This window comes from Klebsiella sp. I138 (assembly GCF_051131765.1).
Taxonomy (GTDB): domain Bacteria; phylum Pseudomonadota; class Gammaproteobacteria; order Enterobacterales; family Enterobacteriaceae; genus Klebsiella.
This window is the reverse complement of the sequence record NZ_CP180447.1, coordinates 3539448-3560194: the sequence shown is the minus strand read 5'-3', so window position 1 is coordinate 3560194 and position 20747 is coordinate 3539448. Positions and strand designations below refer to the sequence as shown.

Here is a 20747-nt window from a genome sequence, read left to right as displayed (position 1 = left end):
AATAAGACGGGTTTTTACGGGCGTATTTATAGTGATAATCATAAGATATCTGGTTCGTGAGACGCTGAAAAGCCAGTTGGCGATCCTATTCATCCTGTTACTCATTTTCTTTTGCCAGAAACTGGTCAGGATCCTCGGTGCCGCGGTAGATGGCGATATCCCGACAAATTTGGTGCTCTCGCTGTTAGGGCTGGGCGTACCGGAAATGGCGCAGCTCATTCTGCCTCTGAGTTTATTCCTCGGGCTGCTGATGACGCTGGGCAAACTGTATACCGAAAGTGAAATCACGGTAATGCATGCCTGCGGCCTGAGTAAGGCCGTGCTGGTGAAAGCCGCGATGATCCTCGCGCTGTTTACCGGTGCTGTGGCGGCGGTAAACGTCATGTGGGCCGGCCCCTGGTCGTCCCGTCATCAGGACGAGGTGCTGGCAGAAGCCAAAGCTAACCCCGGCATGGCCGCGCTAGCCCAGGGCCAGTTTCAACAGGCCAGCGACGGCAGCGCGGTGCTGTTTATTGAAAACGTCAACGGTAAGCGCTTCCATGATGTCTTCCTGGCGCAGCTGAAGCCGAAGGGCAATGCGCGCCCGTCGGTGGTTGTGGCGGATTCTGGTGAGCTGACGCAGAAGAAAGACGGCTCGCAGGTGGTGACCATGAATCAAGGCACTCGCTTTGAAGGTACCGCGATGCTGCGTGATTTCCGCATCACTGATTTTAAAAACTATCAGGCCATTATTGGCCATCAGGCGGTATCCTCGGATCCTGACAACACCGATCAGATGGGGATGTTCTCGCTGTGGCATACCGACACTGACAGCGCCCGCGCCGAGCTGCACTGGCGCTTCACGCTGGTGGCGACGGTGTTCATTATGGCGTTGATGGTGGTTCCGCTGAGCGTGGTGAACCCGCGTCAGGGGCGCGTGCTGTCGATGCTGCCAGCGATGCTGCTGTACCTGGTCTTCTTCCTGCTGCAAACCTCGATTAAGTCAAACGGGAGTAAAGGTAAAATCGACCCGATGATCTGGATGTGGGGGATTAACCTGCTCTATTTCGCGCTGGCCGTGCTGCTAAACCTGTGGGATACGGTGCCGATGCGCCGCTTCCGTGCCCGTTTTAACAAAGGAGCGGTGTGATGCAGGCCTTTGGCGTACTTGACCGTTATATCGGTCGGACGATTTTCAACACCATCATGATGACGCTGTTCATGCTGGTTTCACTCTCGGGCATTATCAAGTTTGTCGATCAGCTGAAAAAAGCGGGCCAGGGCAGCTATGACGCGCTGGGCGCCGGGCTGTATACCATTCTCAGCGTGCCGAAAGACGTGCAGATTTTCTTCCCCATGGCGGCGCTGCTTGGCGCGCTGCTGGGCCTCGGTATGCTGGCGCAGCGCAGCGAGTTGGTGGTTATGCAGGCCTCCGGCTTCACCCGTTTGCAGGTGGCGATGGCGGTGATGAAAACTGCGATTCCGCTGGTGCTGCTGACGATGGCAATCGGCGAATGGGTGGCGCCGCAGGGCGAGCAAATGGCGCGTAACTACCGCGCTCAGCAAATGTACGGCGGGTCGCTGCTGTCCACCCAGCAGGGGCTGTGGGCGAAAGATGGCCATAACTTTGTTTATATTGAACGAGTGAAGGGAAACGATGAACTGGGCGGCGTGAGTATTTACGCGTTTAACGACCAGCGCCGTTTGCAGACCGTGCGCTATGCCGCTTCGGCTAAATTCGACAACGACAACAAAGTCTGGCGCCTGTCGCAGGTCGATGAGTCTGACCTGACCAACCCGAAACAGATAACCGGCTCGCAGATGGTCAGCGGGACCTGGAAAACCAAACTGACGCCCGACAAGCTGGGCGTGGTCGCTCTTGACCCGGACGCGCTGTCGATCAGCGGGTTACATAACTACGTGACCTATCTGAAGTCCAGTGGACAGGATCCGGGGCGCTACCAGCTTAATATGTGGAGCAAAATCTTCCAGCCGCTGTCGGTCGCGGTGATGATGCTGATGGCGCTGTCGTTTATCTTCGGCCCGCTGCGCAGCGTGGCGATGGGGGTGAGGGTAGTCACCGGGATCAGCTTTGGCTTTATCTTCTACGTGCTGGACCAGATTTTTGGCCCGCTGACGCTGGTCTACGGTATCCCGCCCATTATCGGTGCGCTGCTGCCAAGCGCCAGTTTCTTCCTGATAAGCCTCTGGCTGATGATGAGAAGGAACTAGCCCGACGTCCCCCTCTCTTTCGCAGAGAGGGGGATAGCACTACCGTTTTCGCCCGCCGAGTAAGCTCCCCAGCATGCCCCTGACTATCTGATTCGTTACCTGCCGAACCGCGCTTTTCGCCGCCGTTTGTACAATCCCATCATGCTTGCCGCCGCGCGGGCCGGTGGTACCAAATAAAATATCTTTCAGCCCGCCAAGAAGACCATCGTCAGCGCCGTCCGCCTGGCCTTTTGCCGGCGGTGCTGCCTGTTGTTCGGTGGTCGCCTGAACGCCTTTTTGCAGCATTTCAAAGGCGGACTCGCGATCGACGGCGTCTTCGTATTTACCGTACAGCGCGGAGTGGTTAATCAGGCCGTTACGCTCGTCGTCGGTTACTGGCCCCATTCGGGAACACGGGGCGATAACCATCGCGCGTTCGACCACCGACGGGCTGCCTTTCTCATCCAGGAAGGAGATCAGCGCTTCGCCGGTACCCAGCTCCTGAATAGCCTGTTCGGTGCTGAAGGCCGGGTTGGCGCGCATGGTCTGCGCCGCGGTTTTTACCGCTTTCTGATCTTTCGGCGTAAAGGCGCGCAGAGCATGTTGCACGCGGTTGCCCAACTGGCCAAGGACTGCGTCGGGAATATCCGACGGGTTCTGTGATACGAAGTAAACCCCGACGGCTTTCGAACGAATCAGCCGGATAACCTGCTCGATTTTATCCAGCAGCACCTGAGGTGCATCGTTAAATAACAGGTGCGCCTCGTCGAAGAAAAAGACCAGCTTCGGCTTGTCGAGATCGCCCGCTTCCGGCAGGCGTTCGTAGAGTTCAGAGAGCATCCACAGCAGGCTGGCCGCGTAGAGTTTTGGCATCTGATACAGCTTTTCAGCGCTGAGGATATTAATCACCCCTTTACCGTTTTCATCGAGGCGCATCCAGTCCTGGATATCGAGCATCGGCTCGCCGAAAAAGTGCTCGGCACCTTGCTGCTCCAGGGTCAGCAGGCCGCGCTGAATCGCCCCGACCGAGGCGCTGCTGATGTTGCCGTACTGGTTCTGAAAGGTTTTGGCGTTATCGCCGATGTACTGGGTGATCGCGCGTAAATCTTTGAAGTCGAGCAGCAGTAGGCCGCGATCGTCGGCGATACGGAAGATGATATTTAGCACTCCGGACTGGACCTCGTTAAGGTTGAGCAACCGCGCCAGCAGCAGCGGCCCGAGGTCGGAGACCGTAGCCCTTATCGGGTGGCCTTTTTCGGCGAAAATATCCCACACCACCACCGGGTTAGCGTGGGGCTGCCAGTCGGTGACGCCGATTTTCTCCAGTCGGGTTTGCAGTTTTTCCGAGCGTTGACCCGCCTCGGCAATCCCGGTCAGATCACCTTTCACATCGGCCATAAAGACCGGAACACCGATGTCTGAAAATGACTCCGCCAGCTTTTGCAGGGTGACGGTTTTACCGGTGCCGGTCGCACCGGTAATCAGGCCGTGGCGGTTGGCCATTCCAGGTAGCAAATGCAGCTGTTTTTCCAGGGTTCGGGCAATCAGCAGGGGTGAACTCATGATCGATTCCTCCATTTATCCTGCGTCGATTATAGGCAAACTGGCCGCAAACCGACGTGAGAAATCGCTGCATTCGCCGGGCGTGGCGTTGATTTCCCTCAGGCGCAATGCTGTTGAATCAGGGCGATGCTCCGTTCCGTCTCGCGGCGGATATCCTCTTCACGCCAGGATACCAGCTGCGGTGCAAACGGTTCGAACGCATACACGCCCTGGTAGCCCCGAGCTTCCAGATGCTTGATTTGCTCGCAGGTTTGCAGCCGATCTTTTGCCGTCAGCATGATGCGTTCGTCATCGGTCAGGCTTTCCCGTGGGCGAGAGTCTTCCACCCCGGAAAGGTGCACCAGGCCGATATCAGCGATATCCACCTGGCTAAACTCAGCATCCGCCAGCGGATAAAGATGGTGATGGAAGGTATCAATCAGCAGCTTGAACGGCACTTTTGCATCGCGGATCAGCGTCTGCGCCTGCGCGGCTGAACGCAGAGAACTTTGTGGGAAACCCAGTGGTTCAACCAGACCCCGTACGCCGTAAAACGAGAACAGTGGTGACAGATCGCGCAGCGCATTTAGCGTTTCGCTGGCCGGCACTTCGCTGCCATCGTTCAGCGGGCACAGCACCAGCGATTTAGCGCCAATGGCCTGGGCTTCTTTCAGCAGGGATTCGGTCAGGCTGCGAACCTGCTCGGTACGGCAATTGAAAGGATAAACCGCATTGATGGTCAGAATCTCAATATGGTAGCGGTCGGCCAGTTCGCGTACCTGCTGATGGCTCAGATCGTCGGTCACCTTGCCCCCGGGCAAATCATTACGCAGCTCGACCTTATTCAGCCCAAGGCTGTTCACCAGACGGAAAAAGGCCTCAATGCTCAGGGATGGGGCGATCTTGCGATTAAGGCAGAAACGATGCAGTGCGATAGCCATATGGCTCTCCTGAAAGACGATAGGTTGGGTTCGTTCGATTGCATGTAAGTCAAAACGTTTATTCCAAAATTAGCAATGACTGAAATGGTGGTTATTTGAGCTGCTTCTCAAATAATCGTACTTTCATTGCCTGGCAGGCATTGGTCACAGAATGCGTCGCGCCTGAACCTTTTCGATCGCGCTTTCTTTGCGAAACTGAAGTGCTGTTGCCGGGAAATGCGACAGTCATCACCAAAATGGAATTTCATTTCACATCAATATTGAAATATAAGTTTCATTTTACTACGGTTATAGCACAGCAAAATCGGAAACGGGCCGCACCGTTGGCCTTCCAACACCATGAGGCGAGAAGATGACGATCACAGGAAACTTTATTGGCGGGAAAACCGTCACCAGCAGCAGCAATGAAACGATGCCGGTGTATGACCCGGCGACGGGCAAGGTGGTGCGCGAAGTCACTTTGTCGACCGCTCAGGAAGTCTCTGATGCCATTCAGGTTGCCCGTGATGCGTTTGAAAGCTGGTCGCGCACCACGCCGCTGCGCCGCGCCCGCGTGCTGTTCAACTTTAAAATGCTGCTTGAACAGCACGCTGAAGAGCTGGCAGGCATCATCGTTAGCGAGCACGGCAAGGTGTGGTCAGATGCGCTGGGTGAGCTGACCCGTGGTCTGGAAGTCGTTGAGTTTGCCTGTGGTATTCCACATCTGATCAAAGGTGAGTATTCATCCGACGTTGGCACCGGAGTGGACTGCTATTCGCTGATGCAGCCGCTGGGCGTGGTGGCGGGGATTACGCCGTTTAACTTCCCGGCGATGGTGCCGATGTGGATGTTCCCTCTGGCCCTGGCCTGCGGTAACAGTTTTATTCTGAAACCGCCAGCGCTGGCGCCAACCGCTGCGGTCCGCCTTGCCGAACTGCTGAAGGAAGCGGGCCTGCCGGACGGCGTTTTTAACGTTATCCATTGCAGCAACGATGATGCCGAACAGCTCTACACCGACCCGCGCATTGCGGCGGTCAGCTTCGTGGGCTCTTCCGGTGTCGCCGAATATATCTACAAAACCGCCAGCGCGCATGGTAAACGCGTGCAGGCCTTTGGCGCGGCGAAAAACCACGCTATCGTGATGCCGGATGCGGACCTGGATGCCACGGTCAACGCCATTATGGGCGGCGCGTTTGGTTCCGCGGGCGAGCGCTGCATGGCGCTGCCGGTGGTGGTGGCGGTGGGCGATGAAACGGCGGACAAACTGATTGCGCGCCTGAAGCCGCTGGTGGAAGCGCTGAAAGTCGGGCCGGGATGCATGCGCGGCAAAGAAGAGAACGAAATGGGCCCGGTCGTTTCCGATACCCACCAGAAGAAAGTGCTGGGTTATATCGATAAAGGTGCCAGCGAAGGGGCAAAACTGGTAGTCGACGGACGCAGGCTGCGCGTGTCAGGCTATGACGACGGGTACTACGTCGGCGGTACGCTGTTCGACAACGTCACGCCTGATATGACCATCTGGCGGGAAGAGATTTTTGGGCCAGTGCTGGGTATTGTCCGCGTGGCGGACTATCACAGCGCGCTGGAGCTGGTGAACAGCCACGAATTTGGTAACGGGAGCGCCGTCTTCACCAGCAATGGACACACCGCACGCGAATTCGTGCACGATGTCCAGGCCGGGATGGTCGGGGTGAACGTACCGGTTCCGGTACCGATGGCCTTCCACAGTTTTGGCGGCTGGAAACGCTCGGTATTTGGCGCCCTCAACGTCCATGGTCCTGACGGCGTACGCTTCTATACCCGCATGAAAACCGCCACCGTGCGCTGGCCGGAAGGGCAGCAAACCGTATCTGAATTCAGCATGCCGACGTTGGGCTAATCGGCGAAGGAGAACGCCATGTCGTTACTGGCTAAGTCACGAAAAGAGGGGCAGATCCAGCACATCACGCCGCAAAGCGCCGGTTGGCGCTATATCGGTTTTGATGTGTGGATGCTGAAAAAAGGACAAAGCATTACCCTGGAAAGCGGCGACCGTGAGCTGTGCCTGGTGCTGGTTGCCGGGCTGGCATCGGTCAAAACGACGAAGGCCGATTTTCCCAACCTGGGGCAGCGTATGTCGCCGTTTGAGCGTACGCCGCCGTGGTCGGTGTATGTCCCGACGCAGGATAAAGTTGAGGTGACGGCGGATTCCGACCTTGAGCTGGCCGTGTGCAGCGCGCCGGGGAAAGGGACGCTGCCGGCGCGGGTGATTCGTCCGCAGGATGTGGGCGTTGAGCATCGTGGCAAGGGACGCAATCAGCGCCTGGTGCACAATATTCTGCCGGATAATGCGCAGGCCGACTGCCTGCTGGTGGTCGAAGTGTATACCGATGAGGGCGCGACCAGCTCCTGGCCGTCGCATAAACATGATACCGCGCAGCCGGGCAAAGAGACCCAGCTCGAAGAGACCTACTACCATCGTTTCGATCCGCCGCAGGGCTTTGCCTTCCAGCGGGTGTATACCGATGATCGTAGCCTGGATGCCTGCATGGCGCCGTATAACCACGATGTGGTGATGGTGCCGCGCGGTTATCATCCGGTGGCGGCGATTGCCGGCTACGACAGCTATTATCTGAATGTGATGGCCGGGCCGGATCGCAAGTGGCTGTTCACCTGGGAAGAGGATCATGCGTGGATTAACAGTCCTGATTATCCTCGTCACGACTGACGCGTCATCGATGTAAAAAAGGCCGCTAAACTTGGTTTAGCGGCCTTTTTTTATCGCCGGTTTTATCCGGCGATGCTACGTCTGCCGGGGCGACGGATGCGCAATCAATGTGCCATGGTGTTGCCCGGAGCGCTCTCCGGGGACGGACTCAGGCCGGGTGCTGCAACGACTGCGGTTCTTTGCTGCTGTTCAGCGCCAGCGAAACGGCCAGCGTCTGGGCCAGGCACAAAGAGGCTACCTGCGAGCGGAAACCGTCGACCTGCGCTTCACGTACCACGAAACAGACATCGCTGAAGGCCGCAAGCGGACTCACCTGGCTGTCGGTAATGGCGATCTGCCGCGCTTTGCGCTGAGCGCCCAGCTCAACCAGTTCTACCACCTCGCGCGCATAGGGCGAGAAGCTGACGGCGACTACCACGTCTTTCGGGCCGACCAGGCTCAGCTGTTCGGTAAACATCCCGCCGAGACCGTCAATCAGAAACGCTTTACGATCAAGATGGCGCAGCGCGTAGGTCAGATAAGAAGCAACGCTAAATGAGCGGCGCAGGCCAATCACATAGATATTTTCCGCTTCTGCCAGCAGGGCGACCGCGCGCTCAAGGTCATCGCCGGAAGTCTGCATCGCTAGCTGCTGTAGCGCCTGGGTATTCACCATCGTGAACATATTGAGAATTTCAGTTGGCGTTTCCGGCGGCGATGTTTCGTCATTGGTGGTCTGGCGGAACAGGCGCGCGCGCTCGGTGTAGTTGGCGGTCTCTTCCATCAGGTGCTGGCGGAACATCTGCTTCATTTCGTTAAAGCCGCTGAAACCGAACGCATTAGCGAAACGGATCAGCGTTGATGGCGGGACATCCGCCTGCTGGGCGATGGACGCGACGGTATCGAAAGCGACGCTATTACTGTTATCCAGAATATAGCGAGCCACCTGTTTTAGGCGTTTGCTTAAGGTATCGTAGCGACGCCGGATTTCATCCTGCAGGATGGTCAGTTGGGTCGGATTATTGGCCATAGATTGCGCTCTGAGAAAATGAAAGGAATATAGCTTCCAGTGTACCAAATGAAGCGAATTTTTCATTTTTTGCGATGAAATACGCGATTCATTTCACGAAGAAACAGAAAAAAGCCCGCACCAGGAGGCGCGGGCGGGCTTTATCGGGGGGTCAACCGCGGGCTTCGCGCCAGTAGTCGATCAGCGTCAGGTAGTTGTGTTTCACCTCGTCGATCAGCGCTTCATCGCTCAGCTCCCCCTGCATCCAGCGTCGCGAAGGCTGGCCAAAGATGGTGCGACCGACGGCAAAGCCTTTGATGATCGGGTGGCCTGCGGCCTCCGCAAAGCCTGCGCGCAGCCGGTCCGGTGGGGCGTCGAGACCGAGGAGCAGGATCCCGCGGCACCAGGGGTCTTCGCGCGTAATAAGAGCGGCGATCTTATCCCAGCAGCTGCTGGAGAGCGGCGGCAGTTTCCACCAGTCTGGCTGAATGCCGAGCTGGTAAAAATGTTCCAGCATGGTGTGGTAATGACGCTCGTCTTTATCCGGGCCATTTTCCGGCTGGATCACTTCCAGCAGCAGCTCATGCCCGGACTTGTTGCAGGCCTGCCAGACCTCCAGCAGCAGCGCATCCTGCTCAGCCCGCAGTGGTGCCGGGTCGGCCGGGTGATAGAAGACCAGACATTTCACCACCTGCTCCAGCGGCCAGTCGATTAGCTGAGAACCGATGTTACCGTGTTCCAGACGCAGCGGGCGTGAGCCCGGTAGCTCGATAGGCCGGCCAATCCACCACCCTTTGCCGGTAATGGCGTTCAACGCTCGCTGACCGTAGGTCCCGTCGGCGAGAATACCGCTACGCTGTTCAAGTCCCGCCTCTTTCGCGGCGGCTTCAGCCGCGGCCAGCAGCAGCAGTTTGAGCTGAGGAATACAGGCCGAATCGCGCCCGGTTTCCTGGGCCAGATCTGCCAGCTGTTTACGATGGTCAAAGGCGAAAATGCACAGCTCCGGCCACTGCTGACGACGGCTGGTGACGCGGTGTAAATGATTCAGCCGCGCATCGATATCCGGGCGCGGGACAGATTCCGCCCGCAGCAGATAATCATCCAGCTCGACTTTGGTCGGCATCGCCGGCGCACAGCCGTGGCGTGAAACCACCAGAGCACCACAGGCGTTGGCATAGCGGCACGCCTGCTCCCAGCCTTCATCATTCAACCAGCCGCGCAGCAGGCCGGACATGAACGCATCGCCCGCGCCCAGCACGTTGAGCACCTCAACCCGTACGCCCTGCTGAAGCGGAACGCTGTCCCAGCTATCGGGGATGTCGCCTTCCAGCACCACGCAGCCCATCGGGCCTCGCTTGCAGACCAGCGTCGCTTTCGTGGCATGTCGGACATTTTTCAGTGCGGTCAGAGTATCCGTACTGCCACCGGCAATATGAAACTCTTCTTCTGTCCCGACCACTAAATCGAACAGATGTAGCACTTCCTGAAGCTGGCTGGTGACCGGACCGGACTCGATGAAACGCGTTTCACCGTCTCCCAGCGAGGTCAATCCCCACAGCACCGGACGGTAATCAATATCCAGCGCGGTGCGCAGCCCGTGACGGCGAGCATATTCCAGCGCTTTCAGTACGGCTGCGCGGGTATTGGCGTGCGAGAGATGGGTGCCAGTCACCGCCAGGGCGCGGGAAGAGGCGATGTACTCCTCGTTAATATCCTCTGGCGCCAGCGCCATATCGGCACAATTGTCACGGTAAAAAATGAGCGGGAAGGTCTCCTGATCTTTAATTCCCAGCATCACCAGGGCGGTGAGGCGCTGTTTATCCGTAATCAGGTATTCGGTATCGACCCCGGCCCGGCTGAGCGTTTCACGTAAAAAACGGCCATTGTGCTCATCGCCGACGCGCGCCAGCATGGCGGATTTTAATCCCTGAATGGCGGTGCCAAAGGCCACGTTGCCGGAAGAGCCGCCCAGATATTTAGAGAAACTGGCAACATCTTCTAGCCTTGCGCCAATCTGCTGGGCATAGAGGTCGACAGCCACCCGGCCAATACAGATGACGTCGAGCCGCTTTACTGCTGCATTCATAGCTAGGGTTTCCTTTTTATCTGCTGTACGGAAGGGTCGGGATGCCGACAAGGTCTCCACAAACAGCCTGAGGGTGAACGGTTACCCCTAGTTTGAGAAATAAATATTTCATTTGCAAATTGGATCGAAATTAAAAAACCAAAAGTGTGAGGGATCTACCACTCTGCCGCGCCAGGCCCCATTCTACAAAGGATCGCGGACGGTAACTACGGCTGCACCGGCATGGTCCGATGAGATGCTGCTTTATGACTGATTTTTAACAGGATGTTTAAGCTATGGTGCGCCTGGAAAGGCAGATTGGGGTGTGGCCAGCGTGGGTGAAACGGGTGAAACAGGGAGAGAGTTTGATCCCTCTCGCAAAATGAAATATTTTTTCTGTATTTCTATTTAATGAAAAAAATGTTTGCCTATAATCCAAAAGTATTCCAGTGGACGTTAACGATTTCCCGCCGTTATGACAAGCCGTGTTGCACGGGGAAAACGCGCTAACCCACACACAAATACTGAACAATAAGGATTGTGCAAGATGGGCAAACTGAGACTGACAATGGCGCAGGCGCTGGTGAAGTTCCTTGATAACCAGTTTCTCGAAGTGGATGGCGAAGAGCATAAATTCGTAAAAGGTATTTTCGCCATCTTTGGCCACGGCAACGTACTGGGGTTAGGCCAGGCGCTGGAACAAGACAGCGGTGAAATGCGGGTCTACCAGGGGCGCAATGAACAAGGCATGGCGCACGCCGCCACCGGCTTTGCCCGTCAGTCTCTGCGTCGCCAGATCATCGCCTGTACCTCTTCCGTTGGCCCGGGTGCGGCAAATATGCTGACTGCCGCGGCAACGGCAACGGCCAACCGCATTCCTCTGCTGCTGTTGCCAGGCGATGTGTTTGCCACCCGTCAGCCGGATCCGGTACTGCAGCAGGTTGAACAGAGCTACGACCTGAGCATCAGCACCAACGATGCCTTCCGGGCGGTCAGCAAATACTGGGATCGTATTACGCGCCCGGAACAGCTGATGAGCGCCTGCATTAACGCAATGCGTGTCCTGACCGACCCGGCGGAAACCGGCGCCGTGACGCTGTGCCTGCCGCAGGATGTCCAGGGCGAAGCCTGGGATTACCCGGCGTCCTTCTTTGTACGACGCGTGCATCGGCTCGATCGCCGCCCGGCCAGCGCAGCACAGCTGGCGGATGCGGTTGCTGCCATCAAAGCCAGCCGTAAGCCGCTGATTATCTGCGGCGGTGGCGTGAAATATGCCGGTGCCGGCGAGGCGCTGTCCCGCTTTGCCGAGCGTTACGGCGTTCCCTTTGCCGAAACGCAGGCGGGGAAAGGTACGGTCGTGTCCTCTCACCCGCTGAACGTGGGCGGCGTAGGGGAAACCGGCTGCCTGGCCGCCAACCTGCTGGCGAAAGAAGCCGATTTAGTTATCGGCATCGGCACCCGTTTTAGCGATTTTACCACCTCATCAAAATGGTTGTTCCAGCACCCAGGCGTGCGGTTTCTGAACGTCAACGTCAGCAACTTTGACGCCTGGAAACTTGACGGTATTCCGCTGCTGGCCGATGCCCGTGAAGCATTGACCTCACTGGATAGCGCGCTGGCTGGCGACGGCTGGCAGGCGAGCTGGGGCGCGCAGATTGACAGCGTCCAGAGCCGCCAGTTGAAAGAGACGCAGCGCGTCTATCAGGCGGTGTGGCAGGAGTCCTCTTTCGTCCCGGAAATTGACGACGGCCTGGATCGCGATGCGGTGTATCGCGAGTTCCGCCAGATAACCGATTCCACGTTGACTCAGAGTAGCGTGCTGGGCGTGCTCAATGAAACGCTGCCGGCGGATGCGGTCATTGTCGCGGCGGCGGGTAGCCTGCCTGGCGATCTACAGCGCGTCTGGCGCAACCGGTCGACCAATACTTATCACGTGGAGTATGGCTACTCCTGCATGGGCTATGAAGTGAATGCCGCGCTGGGTGTGAAGCTGGCGCAGCCGCAAACCGAAGTCTATTCCCTTGTCGGGGACGGCTCTTTCATGATGCTGCACTCCGAGCTGGTCACCTCGTTGCAGGAGCGGGCGAAGATCAACGTTGTGCTGCTCGACAATATGGCCAACGGCTGTATCAACAACCTGCAGATTGGCCACGGTATGGGCAGCTTCGGCACCGAATTCCGCTATCGCTCAGCGCAGACCGGGCAGCTGCAGGGCGGCCTGGTGCCGGTCGACTTTGCCACCATCGCGGCGGGCTACGGCTGCAAAACCTGGCGTGTTACCACTCTGGATGAGCTGCGTCATGCTCTGGATGCCGCGCGCCGCGAGACGGTCAGTACGTTGATTGATATTAAAGTGCTGCCGAAGACCATGGTGCACTCGTACGGCAGCTGGTGGAACGTCGGCGTCGCCCAGACGGCCTTATCCGAACGTATTCGCAAAGTCGCTGAAATGATTAATGAAAAACGTGCAGAAGCGCGAGATTACTAGAACAGAACGCTCACCTTGAACCCTACAGAATCACGGAGAAAACCACTATGTCACTCAAATTAGGTGTCATCGGCGCAGGCGCCATCGGTAAAGAACATATCCGTCGTTGCACCCAGGTCTTACAGGGAGCCACCGTGGTGGCGGTGTCGGATATTAATGCAGATAGCGCACGTGCGGCGGTTGCGCTGCCGGGCGTGCACGCGGAAATCTACACCGACGGCCACGATGTCATCAATTCCAGCGATGTTGACGCTATCCTCGTCACGTCGTGGGACCCGACGCACGAAGAATATACCTTGGCGGCGATCGCCGCCGGTAAACCGGTATTCTGCGAAAAGCCGCTGGCGATGAGCGCAGAAGGCTGCCGCCGTATTGTCGATGCTGAAATGAAAGCGGGCCGTCGGCTGGTGCAAGTGGGCTTTATGCGCCCTTACGATGAAGGCTATCTGGCACTGAAAAAAGTCATTGATGATGGTGATATCGGCGCACCGCTGATGCTGCATTGCGCGCACCGTAACCAGTCGGTCGGCGAGAACTACACCACCGATATGGCGATCACCAACACCCTGATCCACGAGCTGGACGTGCTGCGCTGGCTGCTCAACGACGACTATCGCTCGGTACAGGTCCGTTTCCCGCGTTCCACCTCCCACACCCATCCGCGTCTGAGAGATCCGCAGATTGTCTCCTTCGAAACGCGTAAAGGTACGCTGATCGATGTTGAAGTCTTCGTTAACTGCCAGTACGGCTACGACATCCAGTGCGAAGTGGTCGGGGAAACGGGGATTGCTCGTCTGCCGGAGCCGTCTGCGATCCAGATGCGTAAAAGCGCCAACCTGTCGACCGCGATCCTCACCGACTGGAAAGATCGTTTTATCAAAGCCTACGACGTGGAGCTGCAGGCCTTCATCAATGATGTGAAGGCCGGACAGCTGCACGGGCCGTCGGCATGGGATGGCTATGCGGCTTCTGTAGCGGCCGATGCCTGCATGCAGGCTCAGGAGAGCAGCGGTCCGGTGGCGGTTGCGTTGCCAGAGTGCCCGGCGTTCTACCAGCGCTAACTCACCTCTCGCTTACGGAACATCTTTGAACAGGTAACGACGATGAAAATTGCTTTCGACGTTGATGTGATTCGCGATCTCGGGATTACCCGCATGGTCCACCAGGTCGCGGAATGGGGTTACAAGTACATTGAGCAGTCGCCCCATCCGCAGATTAACCCGTTCTACAAACATCCGCGCGCCGGGCGGGAAGTGATTGCCGAGTATAAACAGGCGCTGCGCGAAACCGGCGTAGAGATCTCCTCGTTTATCTGCGTATACCGCTGGTCTGGCCCGGATGAGCTGCGCCGCCAGGCGGCGGTAAAAAACTGGAAACGGCTGATCGAAATTGCGGTGGAGATGGGGGTACAGGTGATCAACACCGAGTTTTCCGGCGATCCGAATCAGCCGGAAATCTGTGAAGAGATGTTCTATCGCTCGATGGATGAACTGCTGCCTGTTTTTGAGCGCGAAGGTATTCGCGTAGAGATTCAGGCCCATCCGTGGGACTTCTGCGAAGAGCATAACGAAACCGTCGATATCGTGAAGTCGTTCCGCAGCGAGAATGTGAAGTATGTATACAGCGTTCCGCACACTTTCTTTTATGACAAAGGGAAAGGTGAGGTCGAGAAAATGCTGCGCTATGCCGGCGGCGATCTCTCACATGTGCTGATTGCAGATACCCGAAATCATACAAAGCACTGCCGCTATATCGTTAATCCACCGGGCGTTGATGCCGTGGTTCACCAGCATGTTGGCGTTGGCGAGGGGGACGTGGATTTCGACGCGTTGTTCCGCACCCTGCGCGAGATGAATTTTGCTGAGCAGACCTTCAAAGTCGGCGGCGCGCCGATTGTAGCCGCCTCGCTATTTGGCTACCCGGAAAAAATGAAATACCAGGCAGTGGAAACCCGTGAACTTATCGAACGAGAATTGCTGCGTCGCTAAGACTCGGCAACAGGAGCATTTTTATGAACAAAGATAATGTAAAACTGGCGATCGCCCCTATTGGCTGGACCAACGATGATATGCCTGAGCTGGGAAGCGAAAATACCTTCCAGCAGATCGTCAGCGAAATGGCGCTGGCCGGGTTTAGCGGTAGTGAAGTGGGCAGCAAATATCCGCGCGATCCGGCGGTGCTGAAGCCGATGCTGGATATTCGCGGCATCCAGATCTGTAATGCGTGGTTCAGTACCTTTTTCGCCAACGGACAGCGGGAAAAGACCATCGACGAGTTTGTGAATCACATGAATTTTCTCCATACGATGGGGGCTAAAGTGATTGGCTGCTCCGAGCAAAGCGGCAGTATCCAGGGGCTGGAAAAACCGATCCTCGGCGAGGCAAAACCCTGCTTTAGCGAGGAAGAGTGGCAGCGCGTGGCGGAAGGCTACAATACGCTGGGGCGTTTGGCTGCCGAGAAGGGCATGCAGGTGTGCCTGCACCACCATATGGGGACCGGTATTCAGACTACCGAAGAGATAGACAAATTTATGTCGCTGGTGGATGACAAAGTCTTCCTGCTGTACGACACCGGCCACGCCTGGTATTCCGAAGGCGGCGAAGCCCCGATGCTGGCGATCCTCAAGAAATACCTGCCGCGTATTAATCACGTGCACCTGAAAGACGTGCGCCCGCCGGTCATTGAGCAGGTTCGTCGCGAAGGGCTGTCGTTCCTTGATGGCGTGAAAAAGGGCACCTTTACCGTTCCCGGCGATGGGGTGATCGATTTCCGCCCGGTGTTCAAACTGCTGGATGATTTTGGCTACAAAGGCTGGATGGTGGTTGAAGCTGAGCAGGATCCGGCGCTGGCGAACCCCTTCGAATACGCGGTGAAGGCGCGTAAATACATTCGTGAAACGGCAGGAATCTAATCGTTGATCCATTTGCAGGCCGCACAATGCTGCGGCCTGCTTTTTTCCCTTCGCGCTTATCGCCACAAAACCCGCTAATCAGACAACCATCCCGGCAAACAGACCGGACAGGCCCTGTGCGCTATCTCCGGGGTATTTCTCATGGCTATAAATCATCTGCGTTGCAGCATTGTGTGATCCAGCCTGAAAAACGTGCACTTGCGTCCACGGCCCCATTTACCTTCTCTTTGTCGGCAGCATAGTATGATCGTTAAATAAAAGAACACTGTTCTATAATGTAGAACAAAATAATTCAGCAAGGGGATCTCATGCCGCAAACCGTGCAGTTCTCGGGGATTATTCCACCTGTCTCCACTCTCTTTACCGCCGATGGCCAGCTCGATACCCAGGGTACCGCTGCGCTGATCGACGATATGATTTCCGCAGGTGTGGACGGCCTGTTCTTTCTGGGCAGCGGCGGGGAGTTTTCACAGCTCAACGCCGAAGAACGGAAAGCGATCGCTGCATTCGCTATCGCCCATGTCGATCGCCGGGTTCCGGTGCTGATTGGCACCGGCGGCACCAACGCCCGGGAGACGATTGACCTCAGCCAGCACGCACAGCAGGTGGGGGCCGACGGCATCGTAGTGATTAACCCTTACTACTGGAAAGTCTCGGAACAAAACCTGATCCACTATTTCCAGCAGGTGGCTGACAGCGTCACCCTGCCGGTGATGCTGTATAACTTTCCGGCTCTGAGCGGCCAGGATCTCACGCCATCGCTGGTCAAAACTCTCGCAGACTCGCGCAGCAATATTGTCGGCATCAAAGACACCATCGACTCCGTGGCTCACCTGCGTAGCATGATCCAGACAGTGAAATCGGCACACCCGCACTTCTCGGTGCTGTGCGGCTACGACGATCATCTGTTTAACACCCTGCTGCTGGGCGGCGACGGGGCAATTTCTGCCAGCGCCAACTTTGCCCCGCAGATCTCAGTGAAGCTGCTGCAGGCCTTCCGTGAGGGCGATCTGGCCGAAGCGGCGCGCTATCATCAGACGCTGCTGCACATCCCGCAGATGTACCAGCTGGATACGCCGTTCGTGAATGTGATTAAAGAGGCGATCGTGCTGTGCGGGCGGCCGATCTCCACGCATGTGTTACCTCCGTCTTCTCCGCTGGACGAGGCGAAAAAGAGGCAGCTTAAAACGCTGCTGCAACAGCTCAGACTCTGCTGAACCGGAAAATTAAGATGGCAATAGAGACGATTTTCACGCCCCAGGATGATGCGTTTTATGCGGTCATCACTCATGCCGCAGGCCCGCAGGGGGCGCTGCCGCTGACGCCGCAAATGCTGATGGAGTCGCCGAGCGGTAATCTGTTCGGGATGACGCAAAATGCCGGCATGGGCTGGGACGCAAACAAACTCACCGGCAAAGAGGTGCTGATCATCGGCACTCAGGGCGGGATTCGCGCCGGTGACGGCCGCCCGGTGGCGCTGGGTTACCACACCGGACACTGGGAAATTGGTCTGCAAATGCAGGCCGCGGCGAAAGAAATCACCCGCAACGGCGGGATCCCTTTTGCCGCCTTCGTCAGCGACCCGTGCGACGGTCGCTCTCAGGGCACGCACGGCATGTTCGACTCGCTGCCGTACCGCAACGATGCGGCGATTGTGTTCCGTCGTCTGATCCGCTCGCTGCCGACGCGCCGGGCGGTGATCGGCGTTGCCACCTGCGATAAGGGCCTGCCGGCGACGATGATTGCCCTGGCGGCGATGCACGATTTGCCGACTATCCTCGTCCCTGGCGGGGCGACGCTGCCGCCAACCTTCGGTGAAGACGCCGGCAAAGTGCAGACCATTGGTGCGCGCTACGCCAACCACGAGCTGTCGTTGCAGGAAGCCGCCGAACTTGGCTGTCGCGCCTGTGCCTCGCCGGGAGGCGGCTGCCAGTTCTTAGGCACGGCGGGCACCTCGCAGGTAGTGGCGGAAGCGCTTGGGCTGGCGTTGCCGCACTCGGCGCTGGCGCCATCGGGGCAGGACGTGTGGCTGGAAATCTCTCGTCAGTCGGCGCGGGCGGTGAGCGAGCTGGATAATCGCGGCATTACCACGCGCGATATTTTGACCGATAAGGCCATTGAAAACGCAATGGTTATTCACGCGGCGTTTGGCGGCTCGACTAACCTCCTGCTGCATATTCCCGCGATTGCTCATGCGGCAGGCTGCACCATTCCTGATGTTGCGCACTGGACGCGCATCAACCGAAAAGTCCCGCGGCTGGTCAGCGTGTTGCCGAACGGGCCGGACTACCATCCGACGGTGCGGGCTTTCCTCGCCGGCGGAGTACCGGAAGTCATGCTGCACCTGCGCAGCCTTGGCCTGCTGCATCTGGATGCGATGACGGTTACCGGCCAGACGGTGGGGGAAAACCTCGACTGGTGGCAAACTTCCGTGCGGCGCGAGAAATTCCGCCAGTGTCTGCGTGAGCAGGACGGCGTCGACCCGGATGATGTGATCCTCCCGCCGGCTCGGGCGAAAGACAAAGGGCTGACGTCGACGGTGGCTTTCCCGGTCGGCAATATTGCGCCGGAAGGATCGGTCATCAAAGCGACGGCGATCGATCCCTCGGTGGTAGACGATGACGGCGTGTATCGCCACACCGGGCGGGCGCGGGTATTTGTGTCGGAAGCCCGGGCGATTAAGGCGATCAAAAATGGTGAGATCGAGCAGGGCGATATTATGGTGGTGATCGGCGGCGGGCCGTCCGGTACCGGTATGGAAGAGACCTACCAGCTGACCTCGGCGCTAAAACATGTCTCGTGGGGGAAAACGGTGTCGCTGATCACCGATGCCCGTTTCTCTGGCGTGTCGACCGGGGCCTGTTTCGGCCACGTTGCCCCGGAAGCGCTGGCGGGTGGGCCAATCGGCAAGCTGCGCGATAACGATGTCATTGAGATTGCGGTCGACAGGCTGGCGCTCACCGGGCACGTCAATTTTATCGGCTCGGCGCAAAAGCGGCTGACGCCGGAAGAGGGCGCTGCGGAACTGGCGGCAAGAGCGCCGCATCCCGATTTGCACGCCCATGATTTTTTACCGGACGATACCCGTCTGTGGGCAGCGTTGCAGTCGGTCAGCGGCGGGACGTGGAAAGGCTGTATATACGATACAGATAAAATTATTGAGGTTATTAATGCCGGTAAAAAAGCACTCGGCATTTAAATAAATTCAGGATTAAAGTCGTCTGCGGAAATATTCCGCGGACGGCTTTTTTACGTCTGTAATAATTATAATTATGGTTTTTTGTTTTTTTATAAATCTTTAAAAGTAAAGATATAAAATATTCTCTGTTCTCCCCCGTTTATAACGATGGTAGTCACAAAAACTAAAAAACATAATTCATAAATTAAAAATGGTCATTGCTGTAAAAATGAACATCTTCTTACACTCTGTTAACACGAAAACGTGAATGACAGGCACACGAATTATGGGTGATTCCCTGATGTTGCAGCGGGTATGTATTCCTGTTTCAGGTCCCTGACGTTTGCGCCATTCCACTCTTTGGAGTTGGGGATAAAAATGCAATTAACCATGAAAGATAAAATCGGCTACGGACTGGGCGATACCGCCTGCGGCTTTGTCTGGCAGGCGACGATGTTTCTGTTGGCCTATTTCTACACCGATGTATTTGGTCTCTCCGCCGGCATTATGGGCACGCTGTTTTTGGTTTCCCGCGTGCTGGATGCCGTCACCGATCCACTCATGGGGCTGCTGGTGGATCGCACCCGCACCCGCTACGGTCAGTTCCGCCCGTTTCTGCTGTGGGGCGCTATCCCGTTCGGCATCGTTTGTATGCTGACCTTCTACACGCCGGACTTTTCCGCGCAGGGCAAAATTATCTATGCCTGCGTGACCTATATTCTGCTGACGCTGGTGTACACCTTCGTCAACGTCCCCTACTGCGCGATGCCGGGAGTGATTACGGCGGATCCGAAAGAGCGCCACGCGCTGCAGTCATGGCGTTTCTTCCTCGCTGCCGCGGGTTCGCTGGCGATTAGCGGGATAGCGCTGCCGCTGGTGGGCATTATCGGTAAAGGCAACGAGCAGGCAGGCTACTTTGGCGCGATGTGCGTGCTGGGGCTGAGCGGCGTGGTGCTGCTGTACGTGTGCTTCTTCACCACCAAGGAACGCTACACCTTCGACGTGCAGCCGGGCGCATCGGTGAAGAAAGACCTCAAGCTGCTGTTTGGCAACACCCAGTGGCGCATTATGTGTACTTTCAAAATGATGGCGACCTGCTCCAACGTGGTACGCGGCGGGGCAACGCTCTACTTCGTGAAATACGTCATGGACCATCCAGAGCTGGCGATGCAGTTTCTGCTCTACGGCAGCATTGCCACCATGTTTGGTTCGCTGGCCTCTTCGCGCCTGCTGGGCCGCTTCGACCGGGTGAAGGCCTTTAAAGCGATTATCGTGGTTTATTCCCTGATAAGCCTGCTGATTTTCCTGGTGCCGGCCGAGCATATTGCGCTGATTTTTGCGCTCAACATCGTCTTCCTGTTCGTCTTTAACACCACCACGCCACTACAGTGGCTGATGGCCTCAGACGTGGTGGACTATGAAGAGAGCCGCAGCGGTCGACGCCTCGACGGGCTGGTTTTTTCCACCTATCTGTTCAGCCTGAAGATTGGCCTGGCCATTGGCGGCGCGGTCGTGGGCTGGATTCTGGCATATGTGAACTATTCTGCCAGTAGCAGCGTACAGCCGGTCGAGGTGTTAACCACCATCAAAATTCTGTTCTGCGTGGTGCCGGTGGTGCTCTACGTCGGCATGTTCATCATGCTCTCATTATACAAACTGACCGATGACCGCGTGGAGGCCATCAGCCAGCAGTTACGTCAACATCGCGCGGTGCAGGAAGAGGGCGTACCTGCCGCCGCTGCCGCGACATCCAATTAA

At 57.1% G+C, this 20747-nt stretch carries 15 protein-coding genes; 11 read left to right on the top strand and 4 right to left on the bottom strand.

All coding sequences use genetic code 11. The features are described 5' to 3' along the window. Window positions 1-31: 31 nt before the first annotated feature. Together lptF and lptG are read left to right on the top strand one after the other, a co-directional pair. Window positions 32-1129 carry an LPS export ABC transporter permease LptF gene (gene lptF, locus ACMYSK_RS16605; RefSeq protein ID WP_434636996.1) on the top strand — a complete coding sequence of 366 codons (1098 nt, stop codon included), beginning with the start codon at window positions 32-34 and terminating at the stop codon, window positions 1127-1129. Then, window positions 1129-2211, top strand: coding sequence for an LPS export ABC transporter permease LptG (gene lptG, locus ACMYSK_RS16600; protein ID WP_434644170.1), 1083 nt, complete (start codon window positions 1129-1131; stop codon window positions 2209-2211). The genes lptF and lptG overlap by 1 nt, the downstream gene beginning before the upstream one ends. Window positions 2212-2250: 39 nt before the next feature. On the opposite strand, the gene ACMYSK_RS16595 is transcribed toward lptG, so the two are convergent. Beyond that, window positions 2251-3753 carry a helicase HerA-like C-terminal domain-containing protein gene (locus ACMYSK_RS16595; RefSeq protein WP_434636994.1) on the bottom strand — a complete coding sequence of 501 codons (1503 nt, stop codon included), beginning with the start codon at window positions 3751-3753 and terminating at the stop codon, window positions 2251-2253. A gap of 98 nt (window positions 3754-3851) precedes the next feature. After that, entirely contained in the window at window positions 3852-4673 is an 822-nt protein-coding gene (locus ACMYSK_RS16590) for a TIM barrel protein (RefSeq protein WP_434636992.1), read from the bottom strand. A gap of 352 nt (window positions 4674-5025) precedes the next feature. On the opposite strand from ACMYSK_RS16590, the gene ACMYSK_RS16585 reads away from it, so the two are divergent. Both ACMYSK_RS16585 and iolB read left to right on the top strand, forming a co-directional pair. Continuing rightward, entirely contained in the window at window positions 5026-6531 is a 1506-nt protein-coding gene (locus ACMYSK_RS16585; RefSeq protein WP_434636990.1) for a CoA-acylating methylmalonate-semialdehyde dehydrogenase, read from the top strand. A gap of 18 nt (window positions 6532-6549) precedes the next feature. Then, entirely contained in the window at window positions 6550-7359 is an 810-nt protein-coding gene (iolB, locus tag ACMYSK_RS16580; protein ID WP_434636988.1) for a 5-deoxy-glucuronate isomerase, read from the top strand. A gap of 148 nt (window positions 7360-7507) precedes the next feature. Here iolB and ACMYSK_RS16575 read toward each other — a convergent pair whose 3' ends face one another. Then, complete coding sequence (locus tag ACMYSK_RS16575) at window positions 7508-8368, bottom strand: MurR/RpiR family transcriptional regulator (protein WP_434636986.1); 861 nt, start codon at window positions 8366-8368, stop codon at window positions 7508-7510. A gap of 151 nt (window positions 8369-8519) precedes the next feature. Next, window positions 8520-10433 (bottom strand): bifunctional 5-dehydro-2-deoxygluconokinase/5-dehydro-2-deoxyphosphogluconate aldolase, encoded by a 1914-nt coding sequence (locus ACMYSK_RS16570; RefSeq protein WP_434636984.1) that lies wholly within the window; start codon window positions 10431-10433, stop codon window positions 8520-8522. Window positions 10434-10959: 526 nt separating this feature from the next. Here ACMYSK_RS16570 and iolD point away from each other — a divergent pair. From iolD to ACMYSK_RS16535, 7 genes are all read left to right on the top strand, one after another. Next, window positions 10960-12900, top strand: a complete 1941-nt coding sequence (iolD, locus tag ACMYSK_RS16565) for a 3D-(3,5/4)-trihydroxycyclohexane-1,2-dione acylhydrolase (decyclizing) (RefSeq protein ID WP_434636982.1) — start codon at window positions 10960-10962, stop codon at window positions 12898-12900. A gap of 47 nt (window positions 12901-12947) precedes the next feature. Next, window positions 12948-13961 carry a Gfo/Idh/MocA family protein gene (locus ACMYSK_RS16560; RefSeq protein WP_434636977.1) on the top strand — a complete coding sequence of 338 codons (1014 nt, stop codon included), beginning with the start codon at window positions 12948-12950 and terminating at the stop codon, window positions 13959-13961. Between the two features lie 42 nt (window positions 13962-14003). Then, window positions 14004-14888 carry a sugar phosphate isomerase/epimerase family protein gene (locus tag ACMYSK_RS16555; RefSeq protein ID WP_434636975.1) on the top strand — a complete coding sequence of 295 codons (885 nt, stop codon included), beginning with the start codon at window positions 14004-14006 and terminating at the stop codon, window positions 14886-14888. Between the two features lie 23 nt (window positions 14889-14911). Next, window positions 14912-15811, top strand: a complete 900-nt coding sequence (gene iolE, locus ACMYSK_RS16550; RefSeq protein ID WP_434636973.1) for a myo-inosose-2 dehydratase — start codon at window positions 14912-14914, stop codon at window positions 15809-15811. Window positions 15812-16119: 308 nt separating this feature from the next. Further along, entirely contained in the window at window positions 16120-17028 is a 909-nt protein-coding gene (locus ACMYSK_RS16545; protein ID WP_434636971.1) for a dihydrodipicolinate synthase family protein, read from the top strand. A gap of 14 nt (window positions 17029-17042) precedes the next feature. After that, a complete protein-coding gene (locus tag ACMYSK_RS16540; RefSeq protein WP_434636969.1) occupies window positions 17043-19010 on the top strand; it encodes a YjhG/YagF family D-xylonate dehydratase in 1968 nt (655 codons plus the stop codon). A 357-nt stretch (window positions 19011-19367) separates the two neighbouring features. Continuing rightward, window positions 19368-20747 carry a glycoside-pentoside-hexuronide (GPH):cation symporter gene (locus tag ACMYSK_RS16535; RefSeq protein WP_434636967.1) on the top strand — a complete coding sequence of 460 codons (1380 nt, stop codon included), beginning with the start codon at window positions 19368-19370 and terminating at the stop codon, window positions 20745-20747.